Origin of the sequence: Microbacterium halotolerans (genome assembly GCF_003569805.1) — a bacterium.
Taxonomy (GTDB): domain Bacteria; phylum Actinomycetota; class Actinomycetes; order Actinomycetales; family Microbacteriaceae; genus Microbacterium; species Microbacterium halotolerans.
In genome coordinates this window covers 75,815-90,161 of sequence record NZ_QVLP01000018.1, presented here as the reverse complement: position 1 = coordinate 90,161, position 14,347 = coordinate 75,815, and the positions used below count along the sequence as shown (strand labels likewise).

13 protein-coding genes are annotated in these 14,347 nt (G+C 64.8%); 7 read left to right on the top strand and 6 right to left on the bottom strand.

The features are described from left to right. Nucleotides 1-105 precede the first annotated feature (105 nt). The 7 genes from DZG09_RS15465 (at nucleotide 106) to DZG09_RS15435 (ending at nucleotide 7,399) form a co-directional block, all read left to right on the top strand. The gene (locus DZG09_RS15465; protein WP_119698654.1) at nucleotides 106-1,230 is read left to right on the top strand and encodes a substrate-binding domain-containing protein; all 1,125 of its coding nucleotides are present in this window, start codon (nucleotides 106-108) and stop codon (nucleotides 1,228-1,230) included. Nucleotides 1,231-1,271: 41 nt separating this feature from the next. Then, nucleotides 1,272-2,222, top strand: a complete 951-nt coding sequence (locus DZG09_RS15460; RefSeq protein WP_162893355.1) for an ROK family protein — start codon at nucleotides 1,272-1,274, stop codon at nucleotides 2,220-2,222. Further along, nucleotides 2,219-3,193, top strand: a complete 975-nt coding sequence (locus DZG09_RS15455) for an ABC transporter permease (protein ID WP_119698652.1) — start codon at nucleotides 2,219-2,221, stop codon at nucleotides 3,191-3,193. The genes DZG09_RS15460 and DZG09_RS15455 overlap by 4 nt, the downstream gene beginning before the upstream one ends. 16 nt (nucleotides 3,194-3,209) lie before the next feature. After that, a complete protein-coding gene (locus DZG09_RS15450) occupies nucleotides 3,210-3,965 on the top strand; it encodes an ATP-binding cassette domain-containing protein (protein ID WP_119698651.1) in 756 nt (251 codons plus the stop codon). Nucleotides 3,966-3,967: 2 nt separating this feature from the next. Next, nucleotides 3,968-5,023: an SIS domain-containing protein gene (locus DZG09_RS15445; RefSeq protein WP_162893354.1), complete on the top strand. Its 1,056-nt coding sequence runs from the start codon at nucleotides 3,968-3,970 to the stop codon at nucleotides 5,021-5,023. Between the two features lie 106 nt (nucleotides 5,024-5,129). Then, on the top strand, nucleotides 5,130-6,194 hold the full coding sequence (locus tag DZG09_RS15440) for a phosphotriesterase family protein (RefSeq protein ID WP_205529205.1): 1,065 nt from the start codon (nucleotides 5,130-5,132) through the stop codon (nucleotides 6,192-6,194). A 137-nt stretch (nucleotides 6,195-6,331) separates the two neighbouring features. Next, nucleotides 6,332-7,399, top strand: coding sequence for a hypothetical protein (locus DZG09_RS15435; RefSeq protein WP_162893353.1), 1,068 nt, complete (start codon nucleotides 6,332-6,334; stop codon nucleotides 7,397-7,399). Between the two features lie 135 nt (nucleotides 7,400-7,534). Here the strand turns inward: DZG09_RS15435 and DZG09_RS15430 are convergent, their stop codons facing one another. The 6 genes from DZG09_RS15430 to DZG09_RS15405 all read right to left on the bottom strand — a co-directional run bounded on the left by DZG09_RS15430 (nucleotide 7,535) and on the right by DZG09_RS15405 (nucleotide 14,328). After that, nucleotides 7,535-8,299, bottom strand: coding sequence for an HpcH/HpaI aldolase family protein (locus DZG09_RS15430; protein ID WP_119698647.1), 765 nt, complete (start codon nucleotides 8,297-8,299; stop codon nucleotides 7,535-7,537). Continuing rightward, complete coding sequence (locus DZG09_RS15425) at nucleotides 8,292-9,119, bottom strand: carbon-nitrogen hydrolase family protein (protein WP_119698646.1); 828 nt, start codon at nucleotides 9,117-9,119, stop codon at nucleotides 8,292-8,294. The genes DZG09_RS15430 and DZG09_RS15425 overlap by 8 nt, the downstream gene beginning before the upstream one ends. Beyond that, a complete protein-coding gene (locus DZG09_RS15420; RefSeq protein WP_119698645.1) occupies nucleotides 9,116-10,858 on the bottom strand; it encodes an ABC transporter ATP-binding protein in 1,743 nt (580 codons plus the stop codon). The genes DZG09_RS15425 and DZG09_RS15420 overlap by 4 nt, the downstream gene beginning before the upstream one ends. Next, a complete protein-coding gene (locus DZG09_RS15415) occupies nucleotides 10,855-11,649 on the bottom strand; it encodes an ABC transporter permease (RefSeq protein WP_162893352.1) in 795 nt (264 codons plus the stop codon). Before DZG09_RS15415 ends, DZG09_RS15420 begins: the two co-directional genes overlap by 4 nt. A gap of 137 nt (nucleotides 11,650-11,786) precedes the next feature. Further along, nucleotides 11,787-12,740, bottom strand: coding sequence for an ABC transporter permease (locus tag DZG09_RS15410; RefSeq protein WP_205529204.1), 954 nt, complete (start codon nucleotides 12,738-12,740; stop codon nucleotides 11,787-11,789). Between the two features lie 10 nt (nucleotides 12,741-12,750). Next, complete coding sequence (locus tag DZG09_RS15405) at nucleotides 12,751-14,328, bottom strand: ABC transporter substrate-binding protein (protein WP_119698642.1); 1,578 nt, start codon at nucleotides 14,326-14,328, stop codon at nucleotides 12,751-12,753. Nucleotides 14,329-14,347: the final 19 nt, after the last annotated feature.

The window sequence follows — 14,347 nt, the reverse complement described above, 5'->3', positions numbered from 1 at the left end:
GGAGAGCTTCACCATCTGCCTGGTGCGGCCCATGCCCCACCCCGAGTCATCCGATTCACCCTCCCGGTGAAGAGAATCCCCAACAAGAGAACAGGAAAACGGATCATGAGAAGCTCTCGAGCACTGGCTGTCTCCGCAACGATGGCCGCCGCCTTGGCGTTGGCGTCGTGCGACGCCGGAGGCGCGCCTTCCGACGACGTGCCGACCGACACGGTCATCGATCAGTTCGGAACCGTCACGGCGACGGAAGGCCCGAACGGCGAGCAGCCGACCCCCGCATCCGACTTGGAACTGACCGAGGAGCAGATCGCCGAGCTGGAGAACGGCGGCTACCGAGCCGCCATCGCCTGGCACGAACTCTCCAGCTGGTCGAACGCCATCCAGGCCGGCATCGAAGACGAGCTGGACCGCCTCGGGGTCGAGATCGTCTCGACGACCGATGCGAAGTTCGACGCCGCAACCCAGGCGAACCAAGTACAGACCGCCCTCTCACTGAAGCCCGACGTCATCCTCGGGCAGGCCGTCGACCCGGTCACGGCAAACGCCGTCTACCAGGACGCGGTCGATCAGAACGTGAAGCTCGTCTTCGCCGATCAGGCGCCCGACGACTACTCGTACGGGAAGGAGTATCAGTCCGTCCTCACGGATGATCTCTTCCAGATCGGCCAGCGCGCAGGCAACGCCATGTGCGATGCCGTCCCAGACGGAGGCGAGATAGCAGTCCTCTACTACGACGCGGACTTCCACGTCACCAACTTCCGCGACGCCTCGTTCCTCTCCACGATCGCAGCAGAATGCCCCGACGTGAAGATCGTCGCAAAAGAAGGGTTCAGCGACCCGAACAAGGCCGAAGAGATCGCCAATCCGCTCCTCACCAGGCACCCCGACCTCGCCGGTGTTTACACGAGCTGGGCCGTCCCCGCTCAGGGCGTCCTCTCCGCCTTGAAGAACGCGGGAAACTCGACCACCAAGATCGTCACCGTAGACCTGGACGACACCATCGCGGCAGACATGGCGGCCGACGGAAACGTCGCAGCAATCGTCGCGGACGAAGCCTACGACTACGGGCGAGCAATGGCCACCGCCGCCGCACTCGCCATCCTCGAAGAGCCGGCACCAGAATTCGCCGTCTCAGACTCAGTGTCCATCACCAAGGACAACGTGGCCGATGGATACGAGGCGTGGAACCAGGAGGTGCCTTCGGCAGTCCTCGACGCGTCGAAGCAGTGAAGAAGCCCATGACGGCCGCATATGCCCAGAATGGAGGAAGCATGCTCGATGATCATGCGCGCCTGCCGAGTTCCTCGGGATTCGTCGTCGGAATCGATCTCGGCGGCACGAAGCTCCGAGCGGGAATCGCAGACATGTCGGGAGAGATTCTTGCCGATCATGTGACCCCGACGGAACACCAGGAAGCAGGTCTCCTGGCACAGATCGTTCAGACCGTCCAAGACCTTGCCGACGCCGTCGGCGCGAACCCGTCGAGGATCGTCGCGACGGGAATCGGCGGCGCCGGTGTCCCCACCGGCGATGGGACGAGCCTGACTCTCGCTCCCAACCTCTCAGGGATCGGCATCCGACCTTTTGCCACGCGGCTTTCGGAATCGCTGTCGCATCCGGTTGTGCTCGACAACGACGTGAATGTGGCCGCGCTCGGTGAGCTCCATCACGGCGTCGGGCTGACCGCCCGCGACTTCGTCTTCGTCTCCATCGGCACCGGTATCGGCATGGGCATCATCGCCGACGGTCGGATCATCCGAGGTTCCAAGAGAGCAGCGGGCGAGATCGGCTTCCTCCCGTTCGGAACGGACCCCTTCGCGGTCGAGAATCATCGCAAGGGCCCGTTGGAAGAGGCTGTCGCCGGGGATGCGCTTGCCCGTCGATACCGCAGGGCGACGGAGCAGACCGTCGCACCTGAGGAGATCTTCGCCCGGTCCGCGGCTGGCGAAGACGCCGCGATCGAGGCGGTGGACGTCGAAGCGCGTTGGATCTCAACAGCTCTCGTGGCCGTCGCGGCAGTCCTGGATCCCGAGGTCTTCGTCCTCGGCGGCGGCATCGGATCGCGGAAGGACCTCCTCGCCCGCATCGTGAGCTGGGTGGACCGCCTCGGAGGCCGCCCACTCGATATCCGACACAGCATGCTCGGAGACCGAGCCCCTGTCGCGGGTGCGGTGCGCCTTGCACTGGACTCAATCAGCCTTTCCGAAGGAACCCCATCATGACAACCGCATCCTCATCGGCCGGTGTCCTCGCGCGTCTTCGAGGCGTGACCTGGACCAACTATGTCGTCTACATCGGATTCGCTCTCGTCTTTCTCTACTTCGCGATCACTCAGACGCAGTACTTCCTGAACCCGGCCAACCTGACGAACATCGTCATTCAGGCAGCACCGATCACCATCATGGCGATCGGGACAGTGTTCGTGCTGTCCACCGGTCAGATCGACCTCTCGATCGGGTCGACCGTTGCGCTTTCGGCTCTCTCCGCGGCCGTCGCTCTGGAAGCGACCCAGCAGTGGTGGATCGGAGCGGCCGCAGGACTCGGGGTCGGAGCCCTCGTCGGCTTCGTGAACGGTGTGTTCGTGACATGGGTGCGACTTCCGTCATTCCTCGTGACGCTTGCGACTATGGGGTTGGTCGCGGGCATCGCTCGCCAGTTGACGGATCTCCAGGCAGTGCCTGTCTCGAACGGGCCGTTCGTCTGGCTCTTCGGAGGCGGGAGTCTGCTCGGCATCCCCATCCTGCTGTGGTGGACCATCGCCGCCCTTGCTGTCGGCTGGCATCTGCTTCGCCAGCGCCGCTACGGCGCGCACGTGCTGGCCGTGGGCAATGATGCATCGGCTGCCCGAGTCAGCGGCATCAAGGTCACCAGAGTCAGGATGATGGTGCTCATCGGGAGCTCGATGACCGCAGCGCTTGCCGGGCTGCTCTACGCCGGTCGCCTCGAAAGCGCCAGATACACCCTTGGCGAGACCGATCTGATGACAGTCATCGCGGCGGCCATCGTCGGTGGCACAAGTCTCTTCGGTGGCAAGGGAACAGTCCTCGGGGCGCTCATCGGGTCTCTGCTGATGAGCATGATCAACAATGGTCTCATCCTCGCCGGTCTGAACGTGTCGCAGCAGATGATCGTGCGCGGGGTCATCATCCTGCTCGCGGTCTCCTTCTCCCTTCGCGGCAAGAAGAACAACTAGGAACGAGCGCAGAACCATGAGCATCATCACCGCAGAACCCGCCACTCCCCTCCGACTCACGGGGATCCGCAAGAAGTTCGGAGGGATCGTCGCGATCGAACAGTTCGATCTCGACGTCGGAGCAGGAGAGATCGTCGCGCTCGTGGGCGACAACGGCGCAGGCAAGTCGACCCTCATCAAGATCATCTCGGGGCTCTACCAGCCCTCGGAAGGGGAGATCTCACTCAACGGAGAGCCTGTTGTCTTCCGGGACGCGTCCGACGCCAGAGAGAAAGGCGTTGAGGTCGTGTATCAGGACCTCGCGCTGGTCCCAGAGCAGCCCGTGTACATGAACATGTTCTTGGGCAGGGAACTCACAAAAGGCCCCATCGGGATCCTCGATCGGAAGGGCATGGCGAAGCAGACCCAGGAACTGGTGGACACCCTCGACGTGCGCATTCCGTCTGCCAGGGCCACGCTCAGCGATCTCTCCGGCGGACAGCGGCAGGGCATTGCGATCTGCCGCGCGACGCACTGGGCATCCGGCATCGTGCTCCTCGATGAGCCCACTGCCGCACTCGGTGTGGCGGAGACGGCCAAGGTCGAAGAGCTCATCGTCAAGCTCAAAGAACGCGGCATGGCGGTCCTGATCGTCAGCCACAACATGGATCAGGTGTTCCGGATCGCGGATCGCGTCTCGGTGCTCCGGCGCGGCACCCAGGTCGCCACGAAGAAGCTGAGCGACACCAGCCACAACGAGGTCGTCGCGATGATCACCGGGCTCGTCTCATGACCGTGACGAAGACACCCGGTTCGCTCATGCGCGCGGAGATCGCAGAGCAGCCGGATCGATGGCTCGATCTCATCCGCACCCAGAAGGACGCCATCGACGAGGCCGCGGCTCTCATCACGGTCGAACGCCCCGAGATGCTGGTGATGATAGCCAGGGGGTCAAGTGATCACGCCGCGCGGTACGCACAGTATCTGGCCCAGCAGATGCTGGAGATTCCGGTGCAGCTATCGACTCCTGCCACGGTGACCGTCCACGGTGCCGCTCTCCGATACCCCGCCGCGGTGGCGTTGGCGATCTCTCAGTCGGGCGAATCTCCCGACCTCATCGAGACGGCCAGGTCGTGCCAGCGAGCAGGTGTATCGCTCATCACCTTCACGAACAATCCTCAGAGCGCTCTCGCGAGGCTCGGCGATGTGCAGGTCGATCTGTCTGCTGGGGTCGAGCGCTCTGTCGCAGCGACGAAGACCTACACGGCTGAGCTTCTCGCACTTCTGCTCACGCTCGCCCGAGTCGTGGGGCGCAGTTGGGAGAGCCTCACTGCCGAGGTGGACAAGGCGGTGGCGGTCGCCCGCGGCCTCGTCCGGGGCGAATGCGACGGCGGTTTGGTCGAAGGTCTGGCGACTACCAGGCGCGCGCTCATCGTCGGCCGCGGCTATTCGATGTCGAGTGCGCAGGAGAGTGCGCTCAAGCTGATGGAGACGAGCGCAATCGCCGCTTCCGGCTGGTCCGCGTCCGACGCCACGCACGGGCCGCTCGGGCAGATCGAGCCGCGAGTGCCGGTGATCGCCCTCACCTCTGTGCCAGAGGGTCGTGAGTCAGTCCAGGCGTTCGCGCTTGCCGCACACCAGCTCGGAGGCGCGGTCCACACGTTCGGGCCGGCGGTCGAGGGCCTGTCCGCGGTGGAGCCGGTGCTGACCGAGTCGCACGACGTGTGGAGTCCGCTCATCCCGCTGCTCGAGATCATCCCCATCCAGCGACTGGCTCTCAGCCTGTCGCTGTGGCTGGGTCGCGACCCGGATTCTCCGGCAGGGCTCAACAAGCTCACGAAGACGACCTAGAGGACGACTCATCAGATATGTCGAAGCAATGCCGACCTCCACCACCCAGTAGAAGGGGCACACGATGTCACATATCCAGACAGTCCGAGGGCCGATCGATCCCTCGGTGATCACTCGAATAATGCACCATGAGCATCTCCTCTCGTTGACGCCGGGGCCCTGGCTCTCAGGTGGTCGCCCTGGTGCGCACGTCGCGACAGACGAGCTGGACTTCACGGCGAACCCGGGCGACCACGACTATGCACGGGACCAGGTGAACGTCGCCGTTCGGGCGCTTTCGTCGATGCGTGAGCTCGGCGTCAACCTCGTCGTCGACTTGAGCCCGTACGGGGTCGTCGGTCGAGACGAACAGGGCGACAACGTCTCGCTGCTCGCTGAGATCTCCGAAAGGTCCGGCGTTCACATCGTTGCGGGAACCGCGGTGTACCTCGAGAAGTTCAGTCCCCAGTGGACTCGCGAGTTCACCGTCGAACAGATGACCGCGCGGTTCATCAACGACGCGAGAACAGGAATCGGGAGCACTCGCATCACCGCGGGAATCTTCGGCGAGCAGGCGACGAGCCTCGGCGAGATCACTGCGCACGAGGAGAAGTGCCTGCGTGCAGCGGCTCGTGCCGCGAAAGAGACAGGCCTCGCGCTGACGACTCACACCACACACGGCACGATGGCGCTGGAGCAGATCGCGATCATTCGGGCCGAGGGACTCCCGCTGAATCGCGTGGTGGTCGGGCATCAGGACACCCATCAGGAGACGACGAAGGGGAGCCATCTCGACTACGTGCTCTCTGTGGCCGACACGGGCGCCAATCTCGCTATCGACACCATCGGGAAGCAGACCTGGGACATCTTCACCCAGCCGGCGGAAGCTCATCCGAAGGACGGACACTTCCCGAAGGATGCGTATCACAAGTCGGATTCGACCCGAGTGGAACTGCTCCTCGAGCTGCTTCGACGGGGACATGAGGATCAGATCCTGCTCTCGCAGGATCTGACAGGCGCCGAGGTCTACATGAACCCCCGGACGCATGGTCAATGGGGACTCGGATACCTGGCTGCGTCATTCCTCAAGCTCGCGTCGGAGGCGAAGAGCGGAGGAGTCATCAGCTCGACACAGGTCACAAAGATGCTCCGCACCAACCCTCTGAGGCTTCTGACCATCGCCTCTTCGTAGGCGCTATCGCACGCGCACTGAAGGTAGTCACCGGCCTGAACGGACTGACCGGCCCTACAGGGCCAGGCGTCGGGTGGGAGAAGAAGATCGAGAAGCTGCGCACGAAGGACGTGCAGCAGCGAGTCATCCGAGCCGTGATGGAGGCGAACCTCGAAACCCTGGTGAAGCGGATGGCGACCGCTGGCGAATCACGTCGAGGAACACTGGCTCGGATCCTGAGCACCCCGTTCTACAAGCAGGAGCGGGATGAAGGTGTGAAGATCACGCCGACGATCTCCGGGCTCCTTGGAGGTGCACATCTGCGCGGAGCGTCCGGCCTTGCGCAGGATCTCAAGGCGGGCCACCCCACGGGCTCCGACGAGACGGGAACCACATCGTTCGACTACGTCAGGCGTTTCAACGGCTACGAGACGCCATTCGATGCCCCGGTGGACCGGGTCTTCCACTTCACCCGGAACTATCCCGAAGTGCTCAACGCGGGTCAGGGCAATCTCAAGGTGGCATTCACTCCGAGCCATTCGCACCACGAGCCGCTCCATATCCAGGTCGACCTCGATCATGATGAGCCGACGACGCTCCAGCTCAACGGCTTCGATCCCAAGGCCGGAGACACGCTGCGCTTCCTGCATCGTCTCTCGGTGGAGAAGATCAAGGAGCTGACCAAGACGGACAACACGATCGCCTCGGTTCCCGACGTCGCTCGCGAGCGCTCTGGTTCGATCCCGAAGGGCACGCCGGTCGTCGAGACTCACGACGGAGCGACCATCGACGGAGTGACCATCAAGGTCAAGAATGTGACGGTGTTCATCGTCGGGTCGACGAAAAGCGAGGTCGAGACTTGGGTGCAAGAGGGGATGTTCTCGCTTTCTACCGGCTACCCGCTCGGCTGGGGTGAGGTCGGGTACGATCCCAACAAGGCGGTGACCATCGCGGAGGATGTTTTCAACGTCCACGCCGGCGACTTCTTCTACCCGGATCCGCACAACTCCGGGGGCCTGAGTCTTGGTGAATTTGGCGTGTACTCGTTCCCGGCGAAGTCATCCCAGGAAAACGAGGAATCTCTTAAGGCCAGGGCGCATACGAAGATCTTCGGCTCTGGAACGTACTACGTGATTTTCTTTGGACCGAACAGCGACCGAAAGCTCAGCGAGCGAAACTTCGTCGGGTTCGCAGGTGCTGCGGACTATTTCACGCACAATGACTAGCGATCACTCGACGACTCGCCCTCGACGGAGGAACGAAGCGCATCACGTTCGAGCAGTCGGATTCTGATGATGCGCAGTGAGGCTGCCCCGGACTCAGCGTTCAGGCGTTGAGGCCGGGGCAGTGCCCCGTGCGTTTCACCCACTGCATGTGCCGGCGCGCACCGCCTCCATCTCTTTCAGACCCTCCTCATATCCGCGGACCACGGCTACGTGTTGCATCGTCAACAGTGCGTAATCCGCATCTTCCGACACCGCGAACTCCTTCTCAACCGTCGACCACGCCGGGAACACCCACTGTTTGCGGTTCGCTCGTACCGCCGAGACGACAGCCCGGAAGTCGTCGAAGTCCTCCTCCGTCCGCGTATACGCTCCCCTCCCACCCGTCTGAGAGAGATCGCCCGGCCCGATGAAGATGCCGTCCACAGTCGGGAGGGCTGCGATCTTCTCGACGTCGCGAAGCGCGCCGGGGTCCTCGACCATCGGAAATACCTTGACGTCCCGATTCTGCTGCTCTACCCAGTCGTCGTCGTAGCCGCCGTACCCCATCGTGCGCCCGCCTGCGAGACTGCGACTGCCCAGCGGCGGGAACTTCCCGTACGACGTGACGAACTCCGCGTGTTCGGCGCTCTCGATATGAGGAATGATCACACCGTCCGATCCGAAGTCGAGCGCCTGCTGAACCGCGCCGCGCTCAGGGACCAGGACCTTCGAGAAGACTTCGAGACCGAGTCCCTTGAGAAGCGGGATGAACCTCTCGAGCGTGGTCAGGTCGAACGCACCGTGCTCCACGTCGAGCACGACGAAGTCGAAGCCGAGCGACGCGACGATCTCTCCGACGGCCGTGCTTCCATCCGAGAGCCACGCTCCCGTCTTCGGGGTCCGCGATGAAGTGTCAGACATGTTCTTCCTCCTTGGTCGTGTGGGAATCGAGTGGTACGACGGCGAACCGGCGATTCGCCAGGCTCGGGTTCTTCGCCCGGACGTCGGCGATGCGCGCATGGTGGACGTCGGCCGTGGCGACCCCGGGGTGCTCGCCGAGCTCGGCCATCGTCACTCCCATCGGATCGGCGATCAAGCTGCCGCCGATGCCGATGTCCGGCGGGGACTGGGACACTCCCGCGACGAAGACGGTGTTCTCGATGGCTCGTGCCCGCAGGAGCGTGCTCCAGTGGTCCTCTTTGCGGGCGCCAGGCATCCACGCAGACGGGTACAGCAGCAGGTCGGTGCCGGCGTCCGCGTGCTGCCGCGCCGCCTCGGGGAAGCGGAGGTCGTAGCAGGTGAGCACGCCGACCGTGACACCGTCGACCTCGAACGTCACAGGCCCTTCGAGCTCGCCAGGCCGGATGGTGTCCGATTCGCGATATCCGAATGCGTCGTAGAGGTGCGCCTTGCGGTACCGAGCGGTGAGGCCGTCCGAGGGCGAGACGACGACGGCCGTGTTGTACGCGCGCTCGCCGTCGATCCGCTCCGTCATTCCGGCGACCAGGAACAGCCCTGTCCTCCGTGCGATCGTCGCCAGCCCGGTGACGAAGGGCCCGTCCAGAGCTTCGGCGTGTTCGACGGCGCTTAGGCCGAGCGTCGGTTCGTCATACATCGCGAGCTCGGGGAACAGCGCGAGCTTCGCTCCGCTCGCCTCGGCTTCTGCCGCCAGACCCGCGATCGTCGCGAGATTCCGTTCTTTGTCCGTGCCCGAGTGGAACTGGCAGATGGCGATTCTCATGAACGATGACCTTCTTCTGTGTCGTGGATGTGCTCGACCGACTCGGTTCCGACGCGCAGCCCCGCGTGGCCGGTGCGCTTCTCACGCCGCCTGCGCTGCACGATCGGATCGGGAACGGGCGCCGCCGCGATGAGGTGCTTCGTGTAGTCGGCTCGGGGCCGGCGCAGCACCTGCTCCGCCGGGCCCTGCTCGACCACTTCACCCCGGCGGAGCACAACGACGCGATTCGCAAGCGTCTCGACCACCGACAGATCGTGGCTGATGAACAGGCAGGAGAACCCGATCTCCCGTTGCAGGTCGCGGAAGAGGTTCAGCACCTCGGCCTGCACCGATACGTCGAGCGCGCTGGTCGGCTCGTCCGCGATCATCAGCACCGGGTCGGTGGCGATCGCCCTCGCGATCCCGATGCGCTGCCGCTGACCTCCGGAGAGTTCGTGCGGGAAGCGGTCGACCCAGTCTGGATCTATCCTCACCTGTTCCAGCAGCTCCTGCGATCGTGTCCTCCGCCGATGCGCGTCGCGCAGCGTCCCGTGCCAGAGGAGCGGGTCGGAGATCGCCTGCCCGATGGTGCGCCGCGGGTTCAATGAGGAGGCCGGATCCTGGAACACCATCGAGACGTTCCGGCGCAGCTCCTTCAGCGCGCGCCTCCCCCGACCGGTGATCTCGTGATCGCGCACCCGAAGCCTGCCCTCCGAGATGGGAAGCAGCCCGACTGCCGCGCGGCCGATGGTCGACTTGCCCGAGCCCGATTCCCCCACCAGACCGACGATCTCGCCGTGCGAGACCGACAAGTCGATGCCGTTGATCGCTTGGTAGCCCGGGCGGCGCCACCGGCCCGGGTACCGGATCACCGTATCGTCCATGCGCAGCACGGCATCGGGCTGCGCCGTCTCAACCGTGACCCCCTCGGCGCGCGGTCGTTCGGATGACGAGGTCAGGACCGTGCTCACCTGTCCGAGATGCGGCACCGCGGCAAGCAGTTCGCGCGTGTACTCCTCGGCGGGCGCTCGGAAGAGCTGCTCCGTCTCGCAGCTCTCCACCACTCGGCCGTCCTTCATCACGACGACACGGTCGGCGACGTCGGCGACCACGCCCATGTCGTGGGTGATGATCAGAACGCCCATGCCCAACCTGCCCTGCAACTCGATGATCAGGTCGAGTATCTCGGCCTGCACCGTGACGTCGAGCGCTGTGGTCGGCTCATCCGCGATCAGCAGGGCAGGCTCGCTGGAGATCGCCATCGCGATCATCGCGCGCTGTCGCTGCCCGCCGGAGAGCTGATGCGGGTAGTGGTCGATCATCTCCTCGGGTGCAGGCATGTGCACGTCGCCCAACAGCTCGATGGCGCGCGTGCGCGCCTCGGCAGCGCTGAGCTCGCGATGGCTGCGCAGCGCCGCGATGAGCTGGCTGCCGATCGTGTAGACGGGGTTCAGCGCCGTCATCGGCTCCTGGAAGATGGTCGCGATCCGGGCACCCCGCAGCCGCCTGATCTCCCGCTCCGGCAGATCGAGGACATCGCCGCCGTCGAAACGGATGGTCCCCACGCGACGCGTGCCGGATGGCAGCAGATCGAGGATGGACATCGCCGTCACCGATTTTCCTGAACCGGATTCCCCTACCAGGGCGACGGTCTCCCGGGGCGCGACGTCGAACGAGACGTCGTGAGTGATGCGTTTCCACCCGTCCCCCGTGCGGAACTCGACGGAGAGGCGATCGATCTCGAGAAGTGGATGGGTCATGAGCGTTTCTTCGCTTTCGGATCGAGGAGATCGCGGAGCGCATCGCCGAGGATGCCGAAGGCGAGGATCGTCACAACCACGACGGCTCCCGGTACCAGCAGTGCGTGCGGATCGGTGCTGAGATAGCGCTGCCCCTGAGCGACCATGGATCCCCAGGAGGGCGCGGGCGGGACGACCCCGAGTCCGAGGTAGCTCAGCCCCGACTCAAGCAGGATCGCGGCCGCGATCGTCAGTGAGAACTGCACGATGATCGGCGCGGAGATGTTCGGAAGGATCGTGCGGAAGATCACCACGGGAGTCGGCGCTCCGAAGGCCCTCGCCGCGTCCACATACTCCTCGCGTTTGACGGAGAGGGTCTGCCCGTAGGCGATACGCGCGAACAGCGGCGCCGACAGCACGCCGATCGCGAGGATCAGGGTCGTCGCGCCCTGGCCGTACAGCGTGACGGCCAGCAGCGCGAGCACGATCGGCGGGAACGCGAGGATCACGTCGACGATCAACCGCATCGTGATGGTCTCGACGATGCCGGCGAAATAGCCGCCGACGATTCCCAGCAACGTTCCGAGGACCAAGGCCAGCAGCGTAGCGCCCAGCGCGATGAACAGCTCGACCTGTGCACCGTGCATGACCCGGGACAGGATGTCGCGGCCCAGCTCGTCGGTGCCGAGCAGATGTCCGGGAGACAGCGGGGGGACGAGCCGAGCGTCGATGTTCTGCTCGATCGGGTCGTACGGCGCCAGCACGGGGGCGAACGCGGTGACCAACAGCATGACGAGCACATAGACCGCCATGATCGCTCGGAACGGCGTGAGTGCGCGCCGCAGTCGCGACGTCGAGCGACGTGGCCGAAGTGCGGACTGGACGGTTGTCCGAGGAGGGGCCTTACGGGACGCAGCTGCGCGGGGGCTCTCCAGGGTGGGCCTGTTCGTCATGATCGCCTCACTCTCGGGTCGAGCACGCCGTAGACGAGGTCGACGACGATGTTGATACCGATGAACATCAGTGCGATCACGATGACGATGCCCTGCACGACCGGATAGTCGCGGTTCGTCACTCCGTCGATCAGCAGGCTGGACAGTCCCGGATAGTTGAAGACTCGTTCGACCAGCACGGTCGAGCCGAGCAGCACGCCGAACCCGACGCCGACGACCGTGACCACGGGAGTCAGCGCGTTGCGCAGCACGTGCTTGCGGAACACGACGAGCGGTGCGAGCCCGATCGAGCGTGCCGTACGCACCCAGTCCTGCCCCCGCATCTCGAGGACCGACGACCGGGTCATCCGGGCGATCTGTGCGGAGAATCCGACAGCCAGGGTTGTGGCCGGGAGGATCATGCTCGCCAGCGCCCCCACCGGGTCGTGCAACGGGTTCACGTAGCCGCCGGCGGGGAACCAGCCCAGGGCGATCGCGAACACGAGGATCAGCACAGCGCCGAAGACGAACACAGGCAGCGCCATGCCGATGGAGCTGAGCGCCGTCACGGCCGTGTCCGCCCAGCCGCCGCGCACGGCGGCGACGGCCCCCAGTGGCACACCGATGCAGATCGACAGCACCGTGCCGAGCAGCACCAGCTGCAGCGTTCGCGGCAGCCGCTCCGAGATCGCCTGCAGCACGGACTGCTGGGTTCGAAACGATTCGCCGAGATCACCGGTGACGACGCCGCCGAGGAACTGCGCGTACTGCGCGAACAGCGGCTGGTTCAGACCGAGCTGCTCACGCACCCTCTCGACCGCCTCGGGGGACGGTGCGCCGCCGGTGCCGGTGCTCAGCAGCAATACGGCGGGGTCACCCGGAACAAACTGAAGCGCCGCGAAGATGAGCGTGAGAACGAGGAGCACCAGCCCCGCGGCCATCGTCAAGCGCCTGACAATGAATGAAGCCATCAGATGAGCCTCACTCCACCGAAGTGTCGGCGATCGAGTATCCGCTGTAGAACACGAGCATCCCGGGGAGCGTGGCGAAGCCTTCGACGCCGTCGCGGTATGCATACGCCTGCGAGCGGGTGTCGATGGCTGCGATAGGCACCTCCTCGACCCAGATTTCGGCGAGCCGCTGATAGATGTCGTGCTTCGCCGCGTCGTCGGTGGCACGCAGGCCCTCGTCTATCAGGTCGGTGAGCTCCGCGTTCTCGTACCCCCAGCTCACGTTGAAGGTCTTCTCACCGGTCACCCAGCTCAACAGGTAGGAGGCATCCGCGACGACTCCGGTGTCGCCCGACACCGCGAGATCGTACTCACCGCCGTTGCCCTTGCTCACCCGCGTGGACCAGTCGGGGGCGTCGAGGGTGACGTCGATGCCGATCGCTTCGAGATCCTGCTGCACCGACAGCGCCGTGTCTTGGAGGAACGCATACTGTGAGGTCGTCAGCATCGTCGCCGAGAATCCGTCGGGATACCCGGCCTCGGCCAGCAGGTCCTTCGCATGCTCGACGTCCTGCTCCCACATCGCGGACAGGTTCGGGTCGTACGCAGGGTCGTTCTCCGCGATCGCGAGTCCGGCGAGCGGCTCGCCATTGCTCTGGAAGGCGGCCTTCACCGCGTTGTCCCGATCGAGCGCGAACGCCACAGCCTGCCGAACGAGCGGGTCGGCGAACGGGCGATCTTCGGTCACGTTGAACTGCACGTATTGGAAGGGCCCCTGCTGCGCGTCCAAGGTGAACCCATCGGCCTGCTCGATGCGCTCGAAGTTCTCCCAGGGAACGTACTCGATGAGGTCGACATCGCCGCTCAGCAGCGCGTTCGTGCGCGCCTCGCCGTCCGGATAGAACGTGACCTCGATCGTCTCGAGATCGACGGCGCCCGCATCGTAGTAGTCGTCGTTCTTCTTCAGCGTGGCACCCACCCCCGATTGGAAGTCGGTGAGCTCGAACGGTCCGGCACCGACCCAGCTCTCCGCTCCGGGAGTGAGCGCTTCGTCCGGCAGGATCCCCGCGAAGGGAATCGCGAGATAGTGCAGGAAGGCCGAGTCGGGCTCCGAGAGCTCCACCGTCACCGTGCGATCGCCGTCGTCGCTGATCGACTCGATACCAGCCAAGCCCGTGCCGACCTTGGTTCCGTTGGCAGGATCGCGGTAGTACTCGAGCGTCTTGGTGACGTTCCCCACCGTGAGCGGGCTGCCGTCGCTGAACACGAGCCCCTCCCGCAGCATGAAGACGTAGGTCGTGTCGTCGGGCTGCTCCAAGGACTCGGCGAGCGCGGGTTGAAGGTTCCCCTTCGCGTCGTACGCCATCAGTCCGCTGCTTAGCATCGCCTGCATCTGATAGACGGCGCCGCCTTGGCTCATGCCGGCGATCGGCACGGCCGGCTCGGCGGAGAGGCCGAAGCGAAGGGTCTGCTCGCTGTCGTTCGTCGCGGCTTCACCGCCGCACGCGGACAGGACGAGAGCGGCGGCGACCACGCTGGCGGCAGCTGCCGCACGGCGCACGCCTCTCCCCTTCGGCATCGTCGGATTGGTGCTGTGTGAATCGAACATGCGTCTCTCTTCATCAGGG

What these genes read in the sequence shown, in the direction of transcription:
- DZG09_RS15465 (WP_119698654.1), top strand. Translation starts at nt 106, where the DNA reads ATGAGAAGCTCTCGAGCACTGGCTGTCTCCGCAACGATGGCCGCCGCC.
- DZG09_RS15460 (WP_162893355.1), top strand. Translation starts at nt 1,272, where the DNA reads ATGCTCGATGATCATGCGCGCCTGCCGAGTTCCTCGGGATTCGTCGTC.
- DZG09_RS15455 (WP_119698652.1), top strand. Translation starts at nt 2,219, where the DNA reads ATGACAACCGCATCCTCATCGGCCGGTGTCCTCGCGCGTCTTCGAGGC.
- DZG09_RS15450 (WP_119698651.1), top strand. Translation starts at nt 3,210, where the DNA reads ATGAGCATCATCACCGCAGAACCCGCCACTCCCCTCCGACTCACGGGG.
- DZG09_RS15435 (WP_162893353.1), top strand. Translation starts at nt 6,332, where the DNA reads ATGGAGGCGAACCTCGAAACCCTGGTGAAGCGGATGGCGACCGCTGGC.
- DZG09_RS15430 (WP_119698647.1), bottom strand. Translation starts at nt 8,299, where the DNA reads ATGTCTGACACTTCATCGCGGACCCCGAAGACGGGAGCGTGGCTCTCG.
- DZG09_RS15425 (WP_119698646.1), bottom strand. Translation starts at nt 9,119, where the DNA reads ATGAGAATCGCCATCTGCCAGTTCCACTCGGGCACGGACAAAGAACGG.
- DZG09_RS15420 (WP_119698645.1), bottom strand. Translation starts at nt 10,858, where the DNA reads ATGACCCATCCACTTCTCGAGATCGATCGCCTCTCCGTCGAGTTCCGC.
- DZG09_RS15415 (WP_162893352.1), bottom strand. Translation starts at nt 11,649, where the DNA reads ATGGCGGTCTATGTGCTCGTCATGCTGTTGGTCACCGCGTTCGCCCCC.
- DZG09_RS15410 (WP_205529204.1), bottom strand. Translation starts at nt 12,740, where the DNA reads ATGGCTTCATTCATTGTCAGGCGCTTGACGATGGCCGCGGGGCTGGTG.
- DZG09_RS15405 (WP_119698642.1), bottom strand. Translation starts at nt 14,328, where the DNA reads ATGTTCGATTCACACAGCACCAATCCGACGATGCCGAAGGGGAGAGGC.